The organism is Plantibacter sp. PA-3-X8 (genome assembly GCF_003856975.1).
Lineage (GTDB): Bacteria > Actinomycetota > Actinomycetes > Actinomycetales > Microbacteriaceae > Plantibacter > Plantibacter auratus.
The window spans coordinates 660,822-678,604 of record NZ_CP033107.1 but is presented as its reverse complement, the minus strand read 5'-3'; the positions used below and the strand labels follow the sequence as shown (position 1 = coordinate 678,604).

General features: G+C 67.5%; 15 protein-coding genes. 8 read left to right on the top strand and 7 right to left on the bottom strand.

Annotated elements, in window-relative coordinates; all coding sequences use genetic code 11:
• Nucleotide 1: 1 nt before the first annotated feature.
• From EAO79_RS03300 to EAO79_RS03290, 3 genes are all read right to left on the bottom strand, one after another.
• The gene (locus tag EAO79_RS03300; RefSeq protein ID WP_124767779.1) at nt 2-1,027 is read right to left on the bottom strand and encodes an ABC transporter permease; all 1,026 of its coding nucleotides are present in this window, start codon (nt 1,025-1,027) and stop codon (nt 2-4) included.
• A gap of 14 nt (nt 1,028-1,041) precedes the next feature.
• Nucleotides 1,042-2,646: an ABC transporter substrate-binding protein gene (locus EAO79_RS03295; protein ID WP_124767778.1), complete on the bottom strand. Its 1,605-nt coding sequence runs from the start codon at nt 2,644-2,646 to the stop codon at nt 1,042-1,044.
• Nucleotides 2,647-2,793: 147 nt separating this feature from the next.
• A complete protein-coding gene (locus EAO79_RS03290; RefSeq protein WP_124767777.1) occupies nt 2,794-4,422 on the bottom strand; it encodes a CdaR family transcriptional regulator in 1,629 nt (542 codons plus the stop codon).
• A 93-nt stretch (nt 4,423-4,515) separates the two neighbouring features.
• Between EAO79_RS03290 and EAO79_RS03285 the strand changes: the two genes are divergently transcribed.
• Together EAO79_RS03285 and EAO79_RS03280 are read left to right on the top strand one after the other, a co-directional pair.
• A complete protein-coding gene (locus EAO79_RS03285; protein ID WP_124767776.1) occupies nt 4,516-5,457 on the top strand; it encodes a serine hydrolase in 942 nt (313 codons plus the stop codon).
• The gene (locus EAO79_RS03280; protein ID WP_206428276.1) at nt 5,454-6,308 is read left to right on the top strand and encodes a M55 family metallopeptidase; all 855 of its coding nucleotides are present in this window, start codon (nt 5,454-5,456) and stop codon (nt 6,306-6,308) included. The genes EAO79_RS03285 and EAO79_RS03280 overlap by 4 nt, the downstream gene beginning before the upstream one ends.
• A gap of 77 nt (nt 6,309-6,385) precedes the next feature.
• Here EAO79_RS03280 and EAO79_RS03275 read toward each other — a convergent pair whose 3' ends face one another.
• On the bottom strand, nt 6,386-7,489 hold the full coding sequence (locus EAO79_RS03275; protein WP_124767775.1) for a hypothetical protein: 1,104 nt from the start codon (nt 7,487-7,489) through the stop codon (nt 6,386-6,388).
• Nucleotides 7,486-8,793 carry a heparan-alpha-glucosaminide N-acetyltransferase domain-containing protein gene (locus tag EAO79_RS03270; protein WP_164486885.1) on the bottom strand — a complete coding sequence of 436 codons (1,308 nt, stop codon included), beginning with the start codon at nt 8,791-8,793 and terminating at the stop codon, nt 7,486-7,488. Before EAO79_RS03270 ends, EAO79_RS03275 begins: the two co-directional genes overlap by 4 nt.
• 204 nt (nt 8,794-8,997) lie before the next feature.
• Here EAO79_RS03270 and rpsF point away from each other — a divergent pair, with 204 nt between their 5' ends.
• The 5 genes from rpsF to dnaB all read left to right on the top strand — a co-directional run bounded on the left by rpsF (nt 8,998) and on the right by dnaB (nt 12,675).
• On the top strand, nt 8,998-9,405 hold the full coding sequence (gene rpsF / locus EAO79_RS03265) for a 30S ribosomal protein S6 (RefSeq protein ID WP_194718777.1): 408 nt from the start codon (nt 8,998-9,000) through the stop codon (nt 9,403-9,405).
• Between the two features lie 5 nt (nt 9,406-9,410).
• A complete protein-coding gene (locus EAO79_RS03260; RefSeq protein ID WP_064295656.1) occupies nt 9,411-9,932 on the top strand; it encodes a single-stranded DNA-binding protein in 522 nt (173 codons plus the stop codon).
• Nucleotides 9,933-9,997: 65 nt separating this feature from the next.
• Nucleotides 9,998-10,261 carry a 30S ribosomal protein S18 gene (gene rpsR, locus EAO79_RS03255; protein WP_056010351.1) on the top strand — a complete coding sequence of 88 codons (264 nt, stop codon included), beginning with the start codon at nt 9,998-10,000 and terminating at the stop codon, nt 10,259-10,261.
• Between the two features lie 12 nt (nt 10,262-10,273).
• Complete coding sequence (gene rplI / locus EAO79_RS03250; RefSeq protein ID WP_056010352.1) at nt 10,274-10,726, top strand: 50S ribosomal protein L9; 453 nt, start codon at nt 10,274-10,276, stop codon at nt 10,724-10,726.
• A gap of 575 nt (nt 10,727-11,301) precedes the next feature.
• On the top strand, nt 11,302-12,675 hold the full coding sequence (gene dnaB / locus EAO79_RS03245) for a replicative DNA helicase (protein ID WP_369808454.1): 1,374 nt from the start codon (nt 11,302-11,304) through the stop codon (nt 12,673-12,675).
• 155 nt (nt 12,676-12,830) lie between these two features.
• On the opposite strand, the gene EAO79_RS03240 is transcribed toward dnaB, so the two are convergent.
• Both EAO79_RS03240 and EAO79_RS03235 read right to left on the bottom strand, forming a co-directional pair.
• Nucleotides 12,831-15,479, bottom strand: a complete 2,649-nt coding sequence (locus EAO79_RS03240) for an alpha-L-rhamnosidase (protein WP_124767773.1) — start codon at nt 15,477-15,479, stop codon at nt 12,831-12,833.
• A 21-nt stretch (nt 15,480-15,500) separates the two neighbouring features.
• A complete protein-coding gene (locus tag EAO79_RS03235; protein WP_256386823.1) occupies nt 15,501-16,859 on the bottom strand; it encodes an MFS transporter in 1,359 nt (452 codons plus the stop codon).
• A gap of 108 nt (nt 16,860-16,967) precedes the next feature.
• Here EAO79_RS03235 and EAO79_RS03230 point away from each other — a divergent pair, with 108 nt between their 5' ends.
• Nucleotides 16,968-17,552, top strand: coding sequence for a MarR family winged helix-turn-helix transcriptional regulator (locus EAO79_RS03230; protein WP_124767772.1), 585 nt, complete (start codon nt 16,968-16,970; stop codon nt 17,550-17,552).
• The last annotated feature ends 231 nt before the right edge of the window (nt 17,553-17,783 follow it).

Below are 17,783 nucleotides of genomic sequence, written 5' to 3'. Positions count from 1 at the left end.
GTCAGTTCTCCTTCAGCGCGCTGCGGGGGTCGAGCAGGACGAGGACCACGTCGACGAGTAGCGTGACGAGCAGGACGATGAGTCCGTAGAGGATGATGACGCCCTGGGCGACCGGGTAGTCCTTGTCCCTGATGGAGTTGACGATCGTGAGCCCGAGTCCCGGCCAGGAGAAGATCGTCTCCACGAGGACCGTTCCGGCGATGAGCCCGCCGAGGACGAGTCCGCCGATGGTGAGCGCCGAGGTGAGCAGGTTGGGCAGCGCGTGTCGCAGGTAGACGCGCCAGGCCGGCATGCGTTTCGCCCGAGCCGTCCGGATGTAGTCCTGGTCGAGCACGGTGAGGGCCTCGGCCCGCACGATGCGGGACATGGCCGCGATGCTGCCGATCGAGAGCGCTGCCACCGGGAGCAGGTACGACGCAGGTCCTGTCCGGCCGGCGACCGGCAGCAGGTGGAGCTGGACGGCGAACACGTAGATGAGGCCGACGCCGATGAGGAACTCCGGCACGACGGCGAAGAATCCGCTCACCGAGGTGTAGCCGAGCTCGAGACCTCGTCGGCGCCCGCCGCGGGTGAGTGCGGCGGCGGCGAGACCGATCGGGATCGCGAACACGAGCATCGTCACGAGGGCGAGGAGTGCGAGTTCGAGGGTGGCGGGGAGACGCTGGGCGATGATCTGCGAGACGGGGATCTGGAGCGAGAACGACTCGCCCAGATCGCCCGTGAACAGCCCCTGCCAGAAACGCAGGTACTGCTCCCAGAGCGGCAGGTTCAGCCCGAGGGCCTCCCTGCGGGCCTCCACGACAGCGGGCGTGGCGTTGATGCCGAGCGCGTTCCGGATGGGGTCACCGGGGACCAGGCGGATCATGAAGAAGGACACGGTCACCAGCGCCACGATCGAGATCGCGAGGCGACCGAGCCTCCGGAGGAGGAACGCGCTCCAGGTGCCGCGGGCGCGGCCCTGGCGGGGTCGACGCGTCGCCGTGAGGGCGCCGCTCCCGGTCGTCGATGCGATCTGCTGCTGCGTCATGATGCCGGCGACCGCTACTTCAGGACCCGGATGCCGGCACCGGGGATGAGCCCACCGGAGGGGTCGATCACGGTCGTGGCGCCGTTGAAGTACATGTTGCTCTTCGTGATCGAGATCGGGATGATGTCGGCCGACTCGAACAGCGCGCGCTCCGCCTGCTCCCAGGTCGCGCAGGACTCGTCGCCGGCGAGCGATGCGGCCGTGGTGGCCAGCTCGGTGTACTCCGGGTTGTCGACCGAGGCGAAGTTGATGCCGTCCGGCGGGGTCGCTCCGGACAGGTACGGCGGGAGGATCGACGGGGTGTTGGTCTGGATGGTGAGACCGAGCACGACGCTCCAGGAGCTCGGGTCGGGCGCCGAGAAGGTGTTCGACAGGAGGGCGTTGCGGTCACCACCGACGAGCTTGACGGTGACGCCGAGCTCCTCCCAGAGTCCGGCGAGGTATTCCGCACCGGCGCTCTGCGCATCGATCGAGTTGATGTACACGACGCTGATGGCGAGTGGACTGCCGTCGCGCTCCAGCTTGCCGCCGGCGCCCTTCGTCCAGCCGACGTCGGCGAGCGTCTTGGCGGCCGCCTTCGCGTCGAAGCCCGGGACCGCGCCGTCGACGCTGTCGTAGGTGCACATGAGTGGTTCGGGAGCGAGGAGCGAGGTCGCCCGCACACCCTTCTCCGCGGTGTTGATCGTCGTGTACGTGTCGAGGTCGGCGGCTTGGATGAGCGCCTGGCGTACCGCGACATCGGCTGTCGGCAGCCCCTCGTACTGGTTGAACATGATCTCGCCGGACATCGCGGAGTAGGAGCGGGAGTCGAGCGACGCGCCGATCACGCGTTCCTCATCGGCGCCGGTGACGGGAGCGGCGTTCAGCTCGCCGGCGAGGAGCAGGTTCGCGGCGGTGCTCGGGTCGGTGACGATCTTGACGGTCACCGTCTTCGGCACCCCGGCTGCGGCGGTCGTGAGACCGTCAGGGCCCCAGGTGTAGTCGTCGCGACGTTCGAGCGTGATGTGGTCGTTCGGCACGACCTCGGTGATGGTGAACGGACCGGTGCCGACGCTGGCTGCGCTGGCCGCCTTCGGGTCCTCGAGCGCGGCGGGACATGCGAGGGCGGCGGAGCCGATGATCTTCAGGAGGAAGGGCGACGGGCCGGGCGTCGTGACGGTCAGGACGTCACCCTCGGCGGTCGCGACGGTACCGGCCGGGACGGTCGTGCCCATGAGCGGGGAGCCGTTGGCGGGGTCGGCGACCCAGGAGAAGTTGTCGGCGGCGACCTGGGCGGTGAACGGTGTGCCGTCCGAGCAGGTGATGTCGTCCCGCAGCGTGAAGGAGACGCGGTCCGCGCCGTCCTCCCAGCTCGTGGCGAGATACGGCTTGGGGTCGCCCGTCGACGGCTCGACGAAGAGCAGGGAGTCGTAGGCGTAGGCGTTGACGAACTGGGCGGAGACGAGGTTGGTGACGAGCGGGTTCAGGTCGCCGGGGTCCTGCGAGATCATCGTCGTGAACGTGCCGTCCTCGGCGAAGTCCTCGGAGGACGACCCTCCCGGTGCGGCGGCGCTGCAGGAGACGAGGGCGAGCATGCCGACTGCGGCGAGGGCCGCGGTGGCGAGGGCGCGTACGGTCATTCGATCGGCCTTCTGTTCGATGTGCGGGCGGCGGATGACGGTTACGTCACCGGTTGTTCAACCTTGCGCCCTGCCCTCGAACCGATCATCGTGTGATCGGACGAGTATCGACGTCCCGATCGTCGGATCGAACAGTCCGCGATCGCATCAGCCGAGCAGACGGAGCTGCAGCATCAGACCGAATCGGCTGGCGGCATCGTCGAGGTCGATGCCGGCGATCTCGGACAGTCGACTCAGTCGGTAGCGGAACGTGTTCGTGTGCACATGCATCGCCTGGGATGCCGAACGGACGTCCCCGAAATGGTCCAACCAGGAGCGGAGTGTCGCGACGAACTCGGTCCCGTGCTGCGCGTCGTAGGTGCGGAGGGTCGCGAGCGGGCCGGTCGCGACGATCCCGTCGACCGCCAGCGAATCGGAGATCCGCAGCATCAGCCAATCCACCTGCACCTCGTCGGCGGTCGCCACCTGCTCGCCGACGACCGCACGGCTCCGGAGCACACGGAGGGCTCCGTCGGCCTCGGCCTTCGACTCGGTGAGCTCCGACACACTCGGGACCACGCTCCCCACGCCGGCGAAGAACCGGCTCGGCGCGTCCATCCGCGACACGAACTCGCGCGCGAGCTGCACCATCTCGGACTGCATCCGCTCCTCGGCCGCGCGCAGCGGGACGACCGCATAGATGACTCCGCCGAGGAGCGCGGCGATGGCTCTCGGGTAGATCGGCTGCAGGTACATGTTCAAGGTGCTCGTCACCCGCTGCAGCTCCGCCTCCGATCTCGCTTCGTCGCCTGCTCCGCGCTCGCCGGGTCCGAGGGCGATGACGCACGCGGCGTCGGCGGCGATGTCGAGCTGTGTCGCCGCCTCCCGCGCGCGGATGCCGCCGTCGAGCAGCATGCTGACGAGCCCGAGCCGCAGTCGAGCGGAAGCGTCGAACGCCACGCGCGCTCGCAGCATGGTGAGCGCGACGACACGCGCGGCTTCCACCATGCCCTGGGCCCGCTGGGCCGTGAGCGGCTCCTCGACGACCGCCCAGATCGACCCGAGGACCTCCTCGCCGGCCTTCACCCGCATCGCGACCCGCGGGAGGCTCCCGCTGACGACGGACTTCACGAAGACCGGTGTCGGCGAGGTGTAGATCTGGCGGAACACCCCCTGGGCGCGGTGCATGTCGCCGTAGACGTCGGGCACCTGCAGGCCGAGGATGGTCTGCCGCCGCGGTTCATCCGTGCCGGCCTGGTCGGCGGAGAACGCCAGCACACGTGAGGACAGGTTCTCGATCGTGACGGGTGCCTGCAGGAGAGCGGCGACCGCGTCGGCGAGTTCGAAGAGCTCGGCCGCCGCATCCGTCCCCGAGCCGACGATGCCGCTCTCCGACCCCTCGGGGCTCAGTGTCGAGTTCAGCATGGTCGCCACCTGGATCCAGGACGCACCGCGGATCAGCCCGAGGAGCACCATGTCGCTCTCGGCGATGGCCTCGGCGACCTCGCGACTCGTCGGCACCGGTTCACGCACCACGAGCGCGACCGCCCCGTCCGCCGCGAGAGAGCGGATCTGGGCCGCCATCTGCTCCGGGCCGGTGAGACCGACGCCGAGCACGATCGTGCCACTCGTGATCGTCGGCGGGTCGAGCGGGTCGTAGAGGACGACCGCTGACACCTGCGTGCTCGCATCCAGGTGCCCTGCCTCCAGCGAGAGCAGCGTGGAGCCGAGTCGATCGAACAGCCGCCCCAGCGTCGCTGCAGTGGTGACTCGATCCGGTGAGCGCTGCTCGTTCATCTGACCCGTTTCTGCTCGATCGAACAGCTCGAACCCCCAAGAGTTGGACTCTTGGACGAATCGGCTCCATTGGTGCACGAAGATACTGGGTGGATGACGATCACTCAAGACTCCGATCCGGTCATCGCAGCTCGGATCGAATCGGTCCTCGAGCCGCTCGGTGTCCGCGGATACGTGCACGCCGTCGACATCGACTCGGGCGTCGAGGTCGGGCTGGACGCCGACACCGACGTCGTCACCGCGAGCGTCTTCAAGCTGCCTGTACTCGTCGAGCTCGCTCGGCAGTACGAGGCCGGGGCCCTCGACCCACGACGGCGGATCCGCGTCGGAGCCGACGAACGCCGCACCGACGGGCCGACCGGTCTCTCGATCCTCCTCGACGACGTCGAGCTGTCGCTCCGCGACCTCTCCGTCCTGATGATGTCGGTCAGCGACAACCGGGCCACCGACCTCATCACCGACCTCGTCGGCCTCGACTCGGTGAACGCCACGATGCGGAGCTTCGGGCTCGAGCGGACGGTCGTCCCGGTGGATTGCGACGCACTGTTCCGCATGATGGCCGAGGACCTCGGCGAGTCACTGGGCGAACTGGAGGTTCGCCTCCGGGCCGGGACCCTGACCGCCGCCGATCTCGCTCAGCTGCAGTCCTCACGGGTCTCGAACCCCGAGTCGAATGACCGGACGACGCCCCGCGAGATCACGACGCTGCTGGCGGCCGTCTGGCGCGACGAGGTCATCGGGGCGGCCGCTGCGGCCGAGGTGCGCCGGGTGCTCGGGCTGCAGGCCTGGTCACATCGACTCGTCGCAGGATTCCCCGATTCCCGCGTGAAGGTCAGCGGCAAGACGGGCACGCTCTTCTTCATCCGCAACGAGGCGGGCGTCGTGGAGTACCCGGACGGCGGACGGTACGCGGTGGGGGTGTTCCTCCGGGAGTCGAGCCTCGAACTGCGCCACCCTGATGCCGACCGCGCGATCGGCACGGTGGCCCGCGTCGCCGTCGACGCCCTGCGTTCGAGCCAGGGACTTCCGGTATGAGTGCGGTGAAGGTGTACCTGTCGGTCGACATGGAGGGCATCGCGGGGATCGCGACGTTCGATCAGGTGGTCCGCGGCGGGCATGGATACCCGCGTTCCCAGGAGCTCATGACGCTGGAGACGAACGCGGCGATCTCCGGTGCGTTCGACGGGGGTGCTACGGAGGTCGTCGTCAACGACTCGCACGGCACGATGGACAACTTCCTGCACGAACTGCTCGATCCCAGGGCCCGTCTCGTCTTCGGGAGCCCGAAGCTGCAGTGCATGGCCGAGGGGCTCACGGCCGACTGCGACCTCGCGCTCTTCATCGGCTACCACGCGCCCGCCGGCGGGCCGGGAGTCCTCGCGCACACCTTCTCCAGTCACTTCACGGGCGTCCGGATCAACGGTCAGGCGGTGTCCGAGGCGGAGGTCAACGCCCTGTACGCGGCATCGCTCGGTGTTCCGGTCGGTCTCGTGACGGGCGACGATGTCATCTGCGAGGTCGTGCGGGATCGGATCCCCGGTGCTGCGGTCGCCGAGGTGAAGATCGCTCACGGGTACGCCGCGACGAATTCGCTCGCGCCGTCGGTGGCCAGAGAGGTCGTGCGTTCAGCCGCAGAGCGTGCCGTCCGGGGTCACGCCGAGCTGCCGCGACCGGTGCTGCCGGAGGAACTGGTCCTCGAGGTCGATCTGCCACTCACCGTCGCGGCCGAGATGGCCGTCGGGATCCCGGGTGTCGAGCGCGTCGGGGACCGCACCGTGCGCCGGACCCTGGCCACGACGGATGAGGTCATCGGCATCATCACGGTCTACTACCAGCTCGCCGCAGCAGCCGTCGCCGCGCGCCAAGCACTCATCACTCGCGTTTGAGCCCGCGAACTGTCACTTGATGCGAGTGTGCGCGGCCCGCACTGTGCCGAAGTGACAGTTCGCGAGCTGGGACGGGCTCAGCCGCCGGTGATCGCCCGGACCGCGTCGCCGATGATGAGATACCACCCGTAGACGGCGAGGGCGAGCCCGATCACCCACCACCATCCCGTCCGCCGGGACAGACGTCGGCCCTGCCCGGCCACCCCTCGGGGCGGACGGATCAGCGGGAACGAACCCGGCATCATCGCCGCGTCGACCGGTTCCAGACGGCGATCCCGCCAGCGCTCCCACTGCGCGATGCGCTCGGTCAGGATGTCGACGACCGACATCAGCCACGTCCACACCTCGGGGTCGAGGGTCGAGAGGTCCTTCGGCGAGTAGAGGAACAGATGGTCGTCGACGATCTCGACATCGAGCTCGGCGACGGTGTCGATGAACCTCGCCATGATGTCGGGCGTGAAGAGGTAGAGGGCATCGGTCTCATAGCCGCGCGGGCAGTACAGCTGGAAGTGGCGGTCGAAGTCGCCTTCAAGTGAGAGTCGCTGATCCTTGGCGTAGGTGACGGGCAGGCGGGGGTGCAGGAGCGAGTTGTTGCCGACGGCGTCCAGGACGATGTGGGGGAGCGCCACGGGGAGCCGGAGGGCCACGTAGCCCCAGCGGTGCTCCTTGCGGTTCCGTCCCGAGCCGATGGTCGTGCGCAGGTTCCCGACGGACAGCGGTGACCTGCCGTCGCGCCACAGCAGGTCCCTGACGACGCTCGTCCCACCCATCGTGAAGATGAGCCCGGGCAGCGCCACCGGTATGGCGAACGGCCGGTAGCTCAGGCCGTTCGCCCGCGCGAACCGGTCCAGCCGGTATTGGCGGACGCCGCTGCGTCGTCGGACCGTGCGCACCAGCAGGACGAGCATGCCGACGGGCAGCGCGAGGTAGGGCAGGAGGATCAGGGCCGACCAGTCCCATGGCTCATCCGGCATCGAGCCGTCTTCGAGCACGAACCACCAGGCGGAGAGGAAGAGGATCGGCAGCACCACCAGCACGACGGCGGGCCAGATCGCCGCCATGAGTGGCGGACGGACCTCGCCCGGGAGGCCCGTGCGGTACTCGCGGAGTGCGCGTCGGTCGATCCGTTCCGTGAGTGGTCGCGTGTCCAGCGTCGAGGTTCGTGTCGTCGGACCGGTCATCGTACGTGCGGTGTTCCGTGCGGTTCAGGCACGGGCGTCATCGTCGCGGGCGTCCGACCAGGGCGGTTCGCGGCGACGGTGAGTGCCCGGCCGGCCGCGTGGACCAGTGTCTCGAGCGGTCCGCGACGCTTGGTGAGGGCGATGATCCAGCCGAGGAGGAGCGCACCGGCGACGTGGATGAGCCAGAGCTGCGGGCTCGAGATGAGCCACGCCGTGTCCGCATACGTCCCGGCGATCGCGGCGATCAAGGCACCCACCGACGCCATGAAGACGTGCGCCGAGTAGACGGTGAGCGGAGCGGCCCCGGCGCCGGTCGCCGGCAGGAGTGCGAGCGACCAGCCGCGGTTCAGGACCGTGCCGAGTGCCAGGCACAGGCCGATGACGACCGCCGCGATCCCGATCGTGAAGACGAGGTCGAGCGTGGTGCCCGAGTGCGGGGCGCGGGCGACGAGCCACCAGAAGGACTCCGTGGGGCTCGTGCCGTACATCCCTTCGGCGAGGGCGTCCTCGACGGCGGTGATCGTCGTCGGATCGGGCTCGAGGCCGCCGGTCCAGGCGCGCGCGATGCCCTGGACACCGCCGACGGGACCGAGGAGGAGGGCGGCGAGGCGATCCGCGGTGATGGCGACGACGAGTCCGATCGCCGCGAGCCGGAGTGCGAAGCGCCGCAGTGTCCCGTTCGCCCGCGCATCCATGAGCAGCCGGCCGACGGCCATCCCGACGAGGACGTAGACGATCCAGGTGAGCGCCGGGTACACGCCGGTGAGGAGCAGCCCGCGGGCGAACCCGCCGCCCGAGACGTCGAACCAGGACGCACTGCCGATCTCGGGGGAGTCGACGCCACTGAGCGGCACCCGGAGCGCCTGCGAGCAGATCGGCCAGACCACCGCCCAGACGGCCGCGACGATCAGCAACGTGCGCGGACGCCACGTGACGGCCGGGATCGCGAGCCAGAAGGTCACGCCGTAGTAGGCGATGATCACGTAGATGCCGCCGGGCAGGACGCCGAGGGTGAGGCCGAGGACGAGCAGGGCGAAGCCGCGCCCGAAGAGGTTGAGGCGCGCTGCCGCGGGGGAACCGGCGGCGAGGTCGCGGCGGCTCGTGAGCACGATCCCGATCCCGGCCAGCACGGCGAACAGGGCCGCGGCCTTGCCCGAGAGGACCGCCGTGATCGGCGTGTGTCCACCGGTCGCGATGTCGAAGGCCCAGACGTGCGTGGCCATCATGCCGATGAGCGCGAGGAAGCGCGCGAGGTCGAGACCGATCAGTCGGTCGGCGCGCTGTCGGCTGGCTGGGCTGCTCATCGGGTCCAGCATCCCACGCGCGGCGGCTCCGCGACAGGCCAGCGGTGGCGGTACGGGCTCCCGTCCGGTACGCTGTGAAGGTTGCCCGGGTGCGTCCGCTCTGTTCTCGCCCGATCGCAACGATGCTTACACCCTCCTGCCACAGAAAGTCTGTGGCCGTTCGAGTCCGAAGGAGGTGGGTTAGTGACGCATCAGTACGAACTCATGGTCATCCTCGACCCCGAGATTGACGAGCGCACGGTTGCACCGAGCCTCGACAAGTTCCTCAACGTCATCCGCAACGATGGTGGAACCATCGACAAGGTCGACATCTGGGGCCGTCGTCGTCTCGCTTACGAGATCAACAAGAAGACCGAAGGCATCTACGCCGTCGTGGACTTCACTGCATCGAGCGCTGCCACGCAGGAGCTCGACCGCCAGCTGAAGCTCTCCGAGGCCGTCATGCGCACCAAGGTGCTGCGTGCCGAAGAGGCCATCGCTCAGGTCGCCACCGAGACGAAGCGAAGCGAAGAGAAGGCCGCCCGCAAGGCTGCCGCCAAGCCCGCTGCTGCTGTCGCCGCGGCTCCCAAGGCAGACGCGGCTCCGGCTGCGGCTGAGACCAAGGAAGCCTAGGGCTCATGGCCGGCGAGACCGTCATCACCGTGGTGGGCAACCTGACCAGCGATCCGGAACTGCGTTTCACGCAGAACGGCCTGGCTGTCGCCAACTTCACCATCGCTTCCACGCCGCGCAACTTCGATCGCGCGACGAACGAATGGAAGGACGGCGAAGCGCTGTTCCTGCGCGCGAGCGTCTGGCGTGAATTCGCCGAGCACGTGGCCGGATCGCTCACCAAGGGAAGCCGCGTCATCGCGACCGGGCGTCTCAAGCAGCGTTCCTACGAGACGAAGGAAGGCGAGAAGCGGACTTCGATGGAACTCGAAGTCGACGAGATCGGCCCTTCGCTCCGGTACGCGACCGCGACCATCAGCCGTGCACCCTCGGGTGGCGGCGGCGGTGGTCAGCAGCGCGGCGGCGGAGCTCCGCAGGTGCAGCAGAACGAGCCCTGGGCTCAGAGCGCACCCGCAGCTTCTGGCGGCAACGGCGGTGCAGATGCCTGGAACACTCCGGGCAGCTACAGCGACGAGACCCCCTTCTAAACAGATTCGATCGGTCCGGTTCTGCCGGCTAGCCGATCACTCCATTCACACGCAAAGGAACAACCATGGCTGGAAAGTCGAGCGGCGACCGCCGCAAGCCTGCCCGCGGTGCTAAGGGCGGCAAGAACGTCGCTCCCGCGAAGGCGATCCGCGTTGGCGTCATCGATTACAAGGATGTCGCCACGCTTCGCAAGTTCATCTCCGAGCGGGGAAAGATCCGCGCTCGTCGTATCACCGGTGTCAACGTCCAGGAGCAGCGACTCATCGCACGTGCGGTCAAGAACGCACGCGAGATGGCGCTCCTGCCCTACGCCGGCTCTGGCCGCTAGGAGGCGCCGCACATGTCGAAAGTGATTCTGACGCACGAGGTCTCCGGCCTCGGCTCCGCTGGTGACGTCGTCGACGTCAAGAACGGCTACGCTCGCAACTTCCTCGTTCCCCAGGGTTTCGCGACCCCGTGGACCCGCGGTGGCGAGAAGCAGGTCGAACAGATCAAGTCGGCCCGCGCTGCGCGCGAGCACGCCACGATCGAAGAGGCCCAGGACCTGAAGGCTCGCCTCCAGGCCACCAAGGTCAAGCTCACGGTCAAGACGGGTGGCGAAGGCCGTCTGTTCGGTTCCGTGAAGCCTGCCGACATCGCGAAGGCCGTGGCGGAAGCCGGGCTGGGCGAGGTCGACAAGCGCAAGATCGAGATCCACACCCCGATCAAGTACGTCGGCGAGCACGAGGCGACCATCAGCCTCCGCGACGAGATCGTCGCCACGATCACCCTTCAGGTGGTCGCGGCCAAGTAGTACCCGCCGTGCGGTGTCGGACCTTCGGGTCCGACGCCTCATGCACGTCGTGATGAGCGCGATGGCGGTGGACCGACAGGTCTGCTGCCATCGCGTTTTTCTGTGCCCAGAAGAGGGGCGACGGGCCGCCCCGACACCTGTGTGCTACACCCGTTTCGCCCTCTGCGTCAAGCAAGTTGTACACAGGTGACCTCCGTTCTCCCCAACGTTCGACACAGGATCGAAAGAACTTTCCACACACAGCCTGTGGAATCAGAATCCCCTGGTCGGCGAGGTATTGGATCGTAGAAAAACTTGTCTCTCCACAGGGTTTCCCACAGCTTGTGCACACGACACGCGGCGTTTCCCCCGATCTCTCCACAGAGTTATCCACAGGCAGAGTTGGTTGTGGAGACGAGTGGCCCTATCGTGAGTCATCGGCGTCTCGGAACAGCCGGACGAGCAGGCTGAGCAGCCCTCGTCCGTAGCCCTCGAGCGCCCCGCAGGGCCCGTGCGTGTCGCATGCTCCTGCTACACCTGAGTCGTCACCACCCGCACCACCCGAGTCCACATCGAGAAGGGATGTCCACTTGTCGATCGCTCACCTCAACCGCTCCGAAGGCGGCGGATCGTACGACGAGCCGCGCGGCAACGAGCGGGTCCCTCCGCACGACCTCCTCGCGGAGCAGAGTGCACTCGGCGGCATGCTGCTGTCGAAGGACGCGGTCGCCGACGTGGTCGAGACGCTCCGTGGCGTGGACTTCTACATCCCGAAGCATGAGGTCATCTACGACGCCCTGCTGACGCTGTACTCGCACGGTGAGCCCACCGACGTCATCACCGTCACCGACGAGCTCGTCAAGACGGGCGAGCTGTCCCGCGCCGGTGGAGCTGACTACCTCCACACGCTGACGAGCCTCGTGCCGACCGCGGCGAACGCCGGCTACTACGCCCGCATCGTCGCGGAGCGCGCGCTGCTGCGTCGTCTCGTCGAGGCTGGCACCCGCATCGTGCAGATGGGCTATGCGGCCGAGGGTGAGGCCGTGGAGCTCGTCAACTCCGCCCAGGCCGAGATCTACGCCGTCTCCGGTAACCAGGAGGTCGAGGACTACGTCCCGCTGACCGACGCGGTGAGTGCCGCGATCGACGAGATCGAGGCCGCCAAGCACACCGATGGTTCCATGACCGGCGTGCCGACGGGCTTCCGCGAGCTCGACGAACTGACGAACGGTCTGCACCCGGGTCAGCTCATCATCGTCGCCGCCCGACCCGCTATCGGTAAATCCACGCTCGCGCTCGACTTCGCCCGTGCAGCCTCGGTTCACTACAACCAGCCGTCGATCTTCTTCTCGCTCGAGATGGGGCGTAGCGAGATCGCGATGCGTCTCATGAGCGCTGAGGCGTCCGTGCCGCTGCAGCTCATGCGTAAGGGAACCGTCGACTCGCAGGACTGGACGAAGATCGCGCAGGTGCGCGGCCGCATCAACGACGCACCGCTCTACATCGACGACAGCCCGAACATGACGCTCGTCGAGATCCGCGCGAAGTGCCGTCGGCTCAAGCAGCGCGTGGGGCTGAAGATGGTCGTCATCGACTACCTGCAGCTGCTGACGTCCGGTAAGCGTGTCGAGAGCCGTCAGCAGGAGGTCTCGGAGTTCTCCCGTGCGCTGAAGCTCATGGCGAAGGAGCTCCAGGTCCCCGTCATCGCGCTGTCGCAGCTGAACCGTGGTGCTGAGCAGCGTGCCGACAAGATGCCGGCGCTGTCCGACCTCCGTGAGTCGGGCTCGATCGAGCAGGATGCCGACATGGTGGTGCTCCTGCACCGTGAGTCCGCCTACGAGAAGGACAGCCCGCGAGCCGGCGAGGCCGACCTCATCATCGCCAAGCACCGTAACGGACCGACCCGGACGATCACCGTGGGCTTCCACGGGCACTTCTCGCGCTTCGCCGACATGGCGCCGGGGATGTAGTGTGAACGCTCAACGCAAAGTGTCGCTTCGCAACCTAAAGCGTCGCTTTCTGTTCGGAGCGACACTTTAGGCTGCGAGAACGCTCCGGTGGCGGCTTGGTGGCGGTGAGACCCTCCGAGGTGCAGTGCAGCCATCTGAGCGTTGCTGAAGGGTGGCTACTGGCTGCTGCGGGCCGTCTCCGATGCGTTCGAGGTGAACCGGTGAGTCCCAGATCCTACTTCTGTCGAGATTTCTCCGAACACGATGTCCGCCCGGACGCCGGGGGGTACTTCGACGGTGAGGGAGACCGCTCCGGTGTCGTCACGAGCCCAGGCCGACGACGCACGGCCGAACGGGGTGTCGATCGTGACCGCGGCGGAGGTCAGGCCCCCGCCGATGATGGGGGCGATGCGGAGGCGGGCGTATCCAGGAGCTGCGGGCGCGAGGCCGGCTATGCGCTCCTGCAGGAATGCGGCGACGGCACCGAATGCGTAGTGGTTGTGTGATGCTTCGGGTTCGCCCTCCTTGTAGCCGGTCCAGGTCTCCCAGGTGGTCGTTGCTCCGCGTTCGACGGCCTGCAGCCAGGATGGGGCGCTGGTCTGGAGCAGGATGCTCAGAGCGACGTCGGGGTGGCCGGTGTTGACGAGTGTGTCGAGGAGCATCGGTGTGCTCAGGAATCCGGTGGCCAGGTGGTTCCCTGCCTGCTGGACGAGTCCGACGAGGCGGGTAGCCGCTCGGTCGCGGTGCTGTGGTTCCAGGAGGTCGAACGCGAGGGCGCGGACGTAGTCGTCCTGCCGGTCGTCACCGATGCGCCCTCCGCCGTCGGCCACGAAGGCGGCCCGCCAGGCGGAGCTGGCGTTCTCGGCCAGGGTGGCGTAGCGATGGGAATCCGCGTCTTCGCCCAGGACGTCGGCGATCCGGGACAGGAGTCGTGCGGAGTGGGCGAGGTAGGCCGTTGCGACGCTGGTGCGTCGTCCGAGGAAGTTCCCGGGCATCTCCGACGCGAGAGATTCTCCGGGTCGGAGCCACTCTCCCCAGTGATAGCCGGTGTCGACGACGTACCGCTCGAGTTGTCCGACGCCGCGCCGCAACCTGCGCCTGATGCCTCGTTTGCGCGCGGCGCGCGTCGCCAGCTGGTCCACCCACGCCTTCGAGCTGGCGTACTGGTCGCGAAGTGCCGCGGTGTCGCCGTAGTACTGGTACAGCGTCCACGGGAGCATGACAGCGACATCGCCCCATCCTGCCGAGGTGCGGGTGAAGCCCAAGGGGTTGCGGCTGATCCCTGGTGCTGCCTCCGAGGGGATGAACGGAGGGATCGTTCCGTCTGAGTGCTGCTCTGCCGCGAGGTTGCGGAGGTAGCGGCGAAGATAGGCGCCGGCGTCGACGAGTTGCACGGCGGTGGTCCCGAACACTTGGATGTCTCCCGTCCAGCCGCTGCGTTCTCGGGTCGGGCAGTCGGTCGGGGTGTCGGTGAAGTTCGAGCGCAGTGACCACACGACGTTTTTCCACAGCTGGTTCAGCCGGTCATCCGAACTGTGGAACTCGCTGACCGCAGGGAGTGGCGTCGAGAGGACGATGGCCTCGACGTCGTCCGCGGAGATCGGGTCGGCGGGCCCCTCGATGCTCAGGTAGCGGAAGCCTTTGATCGTGGCGCCGGGGGTGTAGACGACGGGTTCGGCTGCCAGGATCGCCTCATCGCGCTGGAACCAATCCTTCTTGGACGGGCCGCCCCCGAGGTAGCCGGTCGCGATCTCCCCGCTCGAGGCCAGCACCTCGCTGTACAGCAGCCGCACCGTGGCGCCCTCGGGGCCTGACAGGCGGACGCGTGCGACGCCGGAGAGGTTCTGGCCGAAGTCGATCAGCTGCTTGCCCGATGGGGTCCGTGACACTGTCCCGGGGCGTTGGTCGATCTGCTCGACCCGTGCGACGGATTCCGCGATCATCCGGCGCCGCTCAGGGACGACCACCGCTGAGACGGAGCCTTCCGCGGGACCCTGCAGCCACGGCAATTCCGGGAGGCGAAGGTCGACCCGCTCACCGTCCTTCGGGTCCGCGACCCGCACCCGCCCGTGGCTGGCAGTCCAACCTGCGTCACTCGTCGCCTGGACCGTAGTGCCGTCGGCGAGTTCCAGTTCCAGCTGCAGGAGCGCGGCGAGTTGGTCGCCGTAGCGGTTGGGGAGGGAGAAGGCGCCGAGGCGTCCGCGGAATCGTCCTTCGGAGACGATGATGCCGATGGTGTTGGTGCCGGCCCGCAGCGCGTGGACGGTGTCGTACACCTGGTACTCCGTGTACTCGTGGAACGGTGTCCACCGCGGCACCAGGGCGGTACCGGTGATGTCGTGCTCGTTGATGAAGAGCCGGTACCAACCAAGCGCGCTCGCGTACGCACGCGCTCGGACGACGTCCCCTGGAAGCTCGATCGTCGTCGAGAGGTAGATGCTGCGGGGGTCGTTCTTTTTGGTGAGCGGGTGGCTGATCCAGTCGGCCTGCCAGTCGCTCGGACTCAGAAGCCCGGTCTCGAACGACGCGGCAGCCCACTCACTGACGGCGCCTTCGGCTCCGTGCACCCGCACCCGCCAGTGGTACTCGGTGCGGGACCGGAGCGCGACGCCGGCATAGAAGACGCCGTAGGGGGTCGTGCTCCTCACCCGGCCGCTCGTCCAGAGGACGTCGTGAAGGGCGAACGACGAGTCGGTGGAGACGTCGATCTCGTATCCAAGCTGTGAAGGTGCGTCGTTCGGGAGCTTCCAGGCGAATTCCGGGGTGGCTGAGTCGATGCCGAACGGCGCGGGGCGTCGATCGACGGTGAGCGAGTGCGGGGTCATGGTGGAGTCCTCTTGACAGGGTTAGTGGAAGGCGATCGGCGCGGAGCGTTCTGCTGGTTCAGTCGCACCGGCCTCTGACTCGAACTCGTCGTGTCGGTCGCGGGTGCGGAACACGATCCAGGCCCAGCCGACTCCGATGGCGGAGCCGACGGTCAGGATGCCGAACAGGAGTGACGGCCCGCCGATGAGGAGGGTCGGGGTGACGCTCGCGAGGGCGGCTGCCGTGAAGCGCTGGATGGCGATGATGCTGCCCTGCGCCGTCGTGCGCAGGAGCGTGGGGAACTGTTCCTGTGCCCACACTCGTTGGATGCCTTCGAATGCGAAGGCCGAACCGACGCCCATGAGCAGCAGGCTGACGAGGTAGACGGGGACGCTTGCGCCGAAGAGTGCGACGACCAGCGAAGAGAGCACGAATGCGATGCCTCCCGCCTGGAAGTAGCGGAACCGGACGGGCTTGTCGGCGATCTTCATGAACCAGAGGTACCCGATGATGCTCACCGGTAGCAGCGGAAGGGTGACCAGTGATGCCTGGCTGATCGAGACGTCCCCGAAGTTCACGAGGATGTAGGTGCCGTAACTGCCGATCGTGCTCGCGATGAGGTTGGTCAGCGAGGCGAACATGATCAGAGCGAGGAAGACCGTGCCGTAAGGGCCACGGAACAGGATGCGAATGCCGGCGCGCTCCGCGCGGACCGTCTTCACGCCGGCCCGTCGTTCGGCCCGGGCTGCGAGCCACGTTGCCGACTCGGGGATCGTCAGCCGTCCGAGGAGGATCAGGGCGCCGACCACGGCGATGTGCCCGAACAGGATCATCGGTGCCACTGCGCCCAGATCGCCGACGAGGGTGCTGATGACGATGTTCGCGATGATGCCTGCCATCCACAGGAGGTTGGTGAACCCGATGAGGCGGCCCCGGTTGTGCTCGGTCGCCGCCTCGGAGATGGTCGACAGTGAGACCGGTAGGTCGGCACCGCTTGCGAATCCGAGCATGATCGCCCCGATGAGGATGACGGGGAACGAGGATGCGAACACCAGCACGACAGCGCCGATGATGAGCGCGATCATCGTCGCGGTGAACACTGGACGACGACCGAAGCGATCGCCGAGCCGGCCGCCGACGAGCGCGCCGATGGCCATGGAAGCGGTGAGTGCTCCGCCGGCCATGCCGATCTGGATCTCGTTCAGCCCGAGGATCTGCTGGAAGACGACGATCGCGGTGGCGAAGCCGGTGATGGCGGCAGCGTCGACGTACGAGGCCATGCCGGAAACAACGGCGACCCACCACGGGCGGGGGGCTGGTTTTGATGTGAGTGACACGGGACTTCTCCTTTGAAGTGCACGAGCGCGGGAATCGTCGGGGGACGAAATGAAACGAATCAACGCGCCAACAGTGCCACCAAGTATGTTCCTGAGTCAAATAGTTTTACAGGATTCTCTCGCGGAGCGCTCTATGCTGGGGAGCCCGAGTCGTAGAAAGAGTCCCGTCCGATGCCGAGAAGCAAGAACACGCTCCCGCTGGACGCCCTCGCGGCCGAGGACGTTGCTCCACTCGTTGGAGGCGATGCGCCGAGCTTCCAATCGGCGTTCCAGGCCATCGTTGCGTGGGGGACGTCGCGGTCGTACCGCGAGCAAGTCATGCGCGACAGCGGGTTCCCATTTCCGAAGGACCTGCCAGCGTTCCTGGTGATCAACCAGCTCATCTATCGCGGATTGGCGACGCCCACCGCACTTGCCGACGCGGTCGACACGACGCGGTCGAACATGAGCCGGGTCATCGCTCGTCTGGAGAGCGCTGGCCTGGTGTTCCGCGCGCACGACCCGCGAGACGCGCGCGGTGCTGTCATCGGGCTGACTGCCTCGGGCCGAGCGCTCGGCTCCCGCGTGTTGGACGCCATGCAGGATGTCAGTGTGCTGACCGGGTGGAGCGCAGAGGAGATCGAGACGCTCGAGCGGTTGACGATCAAGCTCGCGAGCACGCTTGATGCGTTTCCGAATCATCCGCTCACGGTTACCGCGGGCGTTCCGTTTGCCTCTGTGCAGCGATGGCCGGCTGTGGTTGAACAGGGCCGCTGACATCGCTCCCGTTGGCGAGGGCACAGCCGGAGGCTGATGAATGCCACGAGTGAGGCACGATCCGGACCCAAATGCCCCATGAGCAGATCCGTTCCCGGGATTCACCGTGGAGATCCCTTCGGCTCTCCGATCGCGCCAACACGAGCGCTGTCACGCGTCCGTGCAGGGGCAAGTATTCGGTTTCTACGGCGCCGATAACGCAGCCGGTGTCGTCGAGCTGGTCGGTGCTTG

Excerpts from the sequence above, each read along its gene's own strand:
- EAO79_RS03260 (WP_064295656.1), top strand. The coding sequence starts at position 9,411 with ATGGCCGGCGAGACCGTCATCACCGTGGTGGGCAACCTGACCAGCGAT.
- rpsR (WP_056010351.1), top strand. The coding sequence starts at position 9,998 with ATGGCTGGAAAGTCGAGCGGCGACCGCCGCAAGCCTGCCCGCGGTGCT.
- EAO79_RS03230 (WP_124767772.1), top strand. The coding sequence starts at position 16,968 with ATGCCGAGAAGCAAGAACACGCTCCCGCTGGACGCCCTCGCGGCCGAG.
- EAO79_RS03270 (WP_164486885.1), bottom strand. The coding sequence starts at position 8,793 with ATGAGCAGCCCAGCCAGCCGACAGCGCGCCGACCGACTGATCGGTCTC.
- EAO79_RS03300 (WP_124767779.1), bottom strand. The coding sequence starts at position 1,027 with ATGACGCAGCAGCAGATCGCATCGACGACCGGGAGCGGCGCCCTCACG.
- EAO79_RS03280 (WP_206428276.1), top strand. The coding sequence starts at position 5,454 with ATGAGTGCGGTGAAGGTGTACCTGTCGGTCGACATGGAGGGCATCGCG.
- EAO79_RS03290 (WP_124767777.1), bottom strand. The coding sequence starts at position 4,422 with ATGAACGAGCAGCGCTCACCGGATCGAGTCACCACTGCAGCGACGCTG.
- rplI (WP_056010352.1), top strand. The coding sequence starts at position 10,274 with ATGTCGAAAGTGATTCTGACGCACGAGGTCTCCGGCCTCGGCTCCGCT.
- EAO79_RS03240 (WP_124767773.1), bottom strand. The coding sequence starts at position 15,479 with ATGACCCCGCACTCGCTCACCGTCGATCGACGCCCCGCGCCGTTCGGC.
- EAO79_RS03295 (WP_124767778.1), bottom strand. The coding sequence starts at position 2,646 with ATGACCGTACGCGCCCTCGCCACCGCGGCCCTCGCCGCAGTCGGCATG.
- rpsF (WP_194718777.1), top strand. The coding sequence starts at position 8,998 with ATGGTCATCCTCGACCCCGAGATTGACGAGCGCACGGTTGCACCGAGC.
- EAO79_RS03275 (WP_124767775.1), bottom strand. The coding sequence starts at position 7,489 with ATGACCGGTCCGACGACACGAACCTCGACGCTGGACACGCGACCACTC.
- EAO79_RS03285 (WP_124767776.1), top strand. The coding sequence starts at position 4,516 with ATGACGATCACTCAAGACTCCGATCCGGTCATCGCAGCTCGGATCGAA.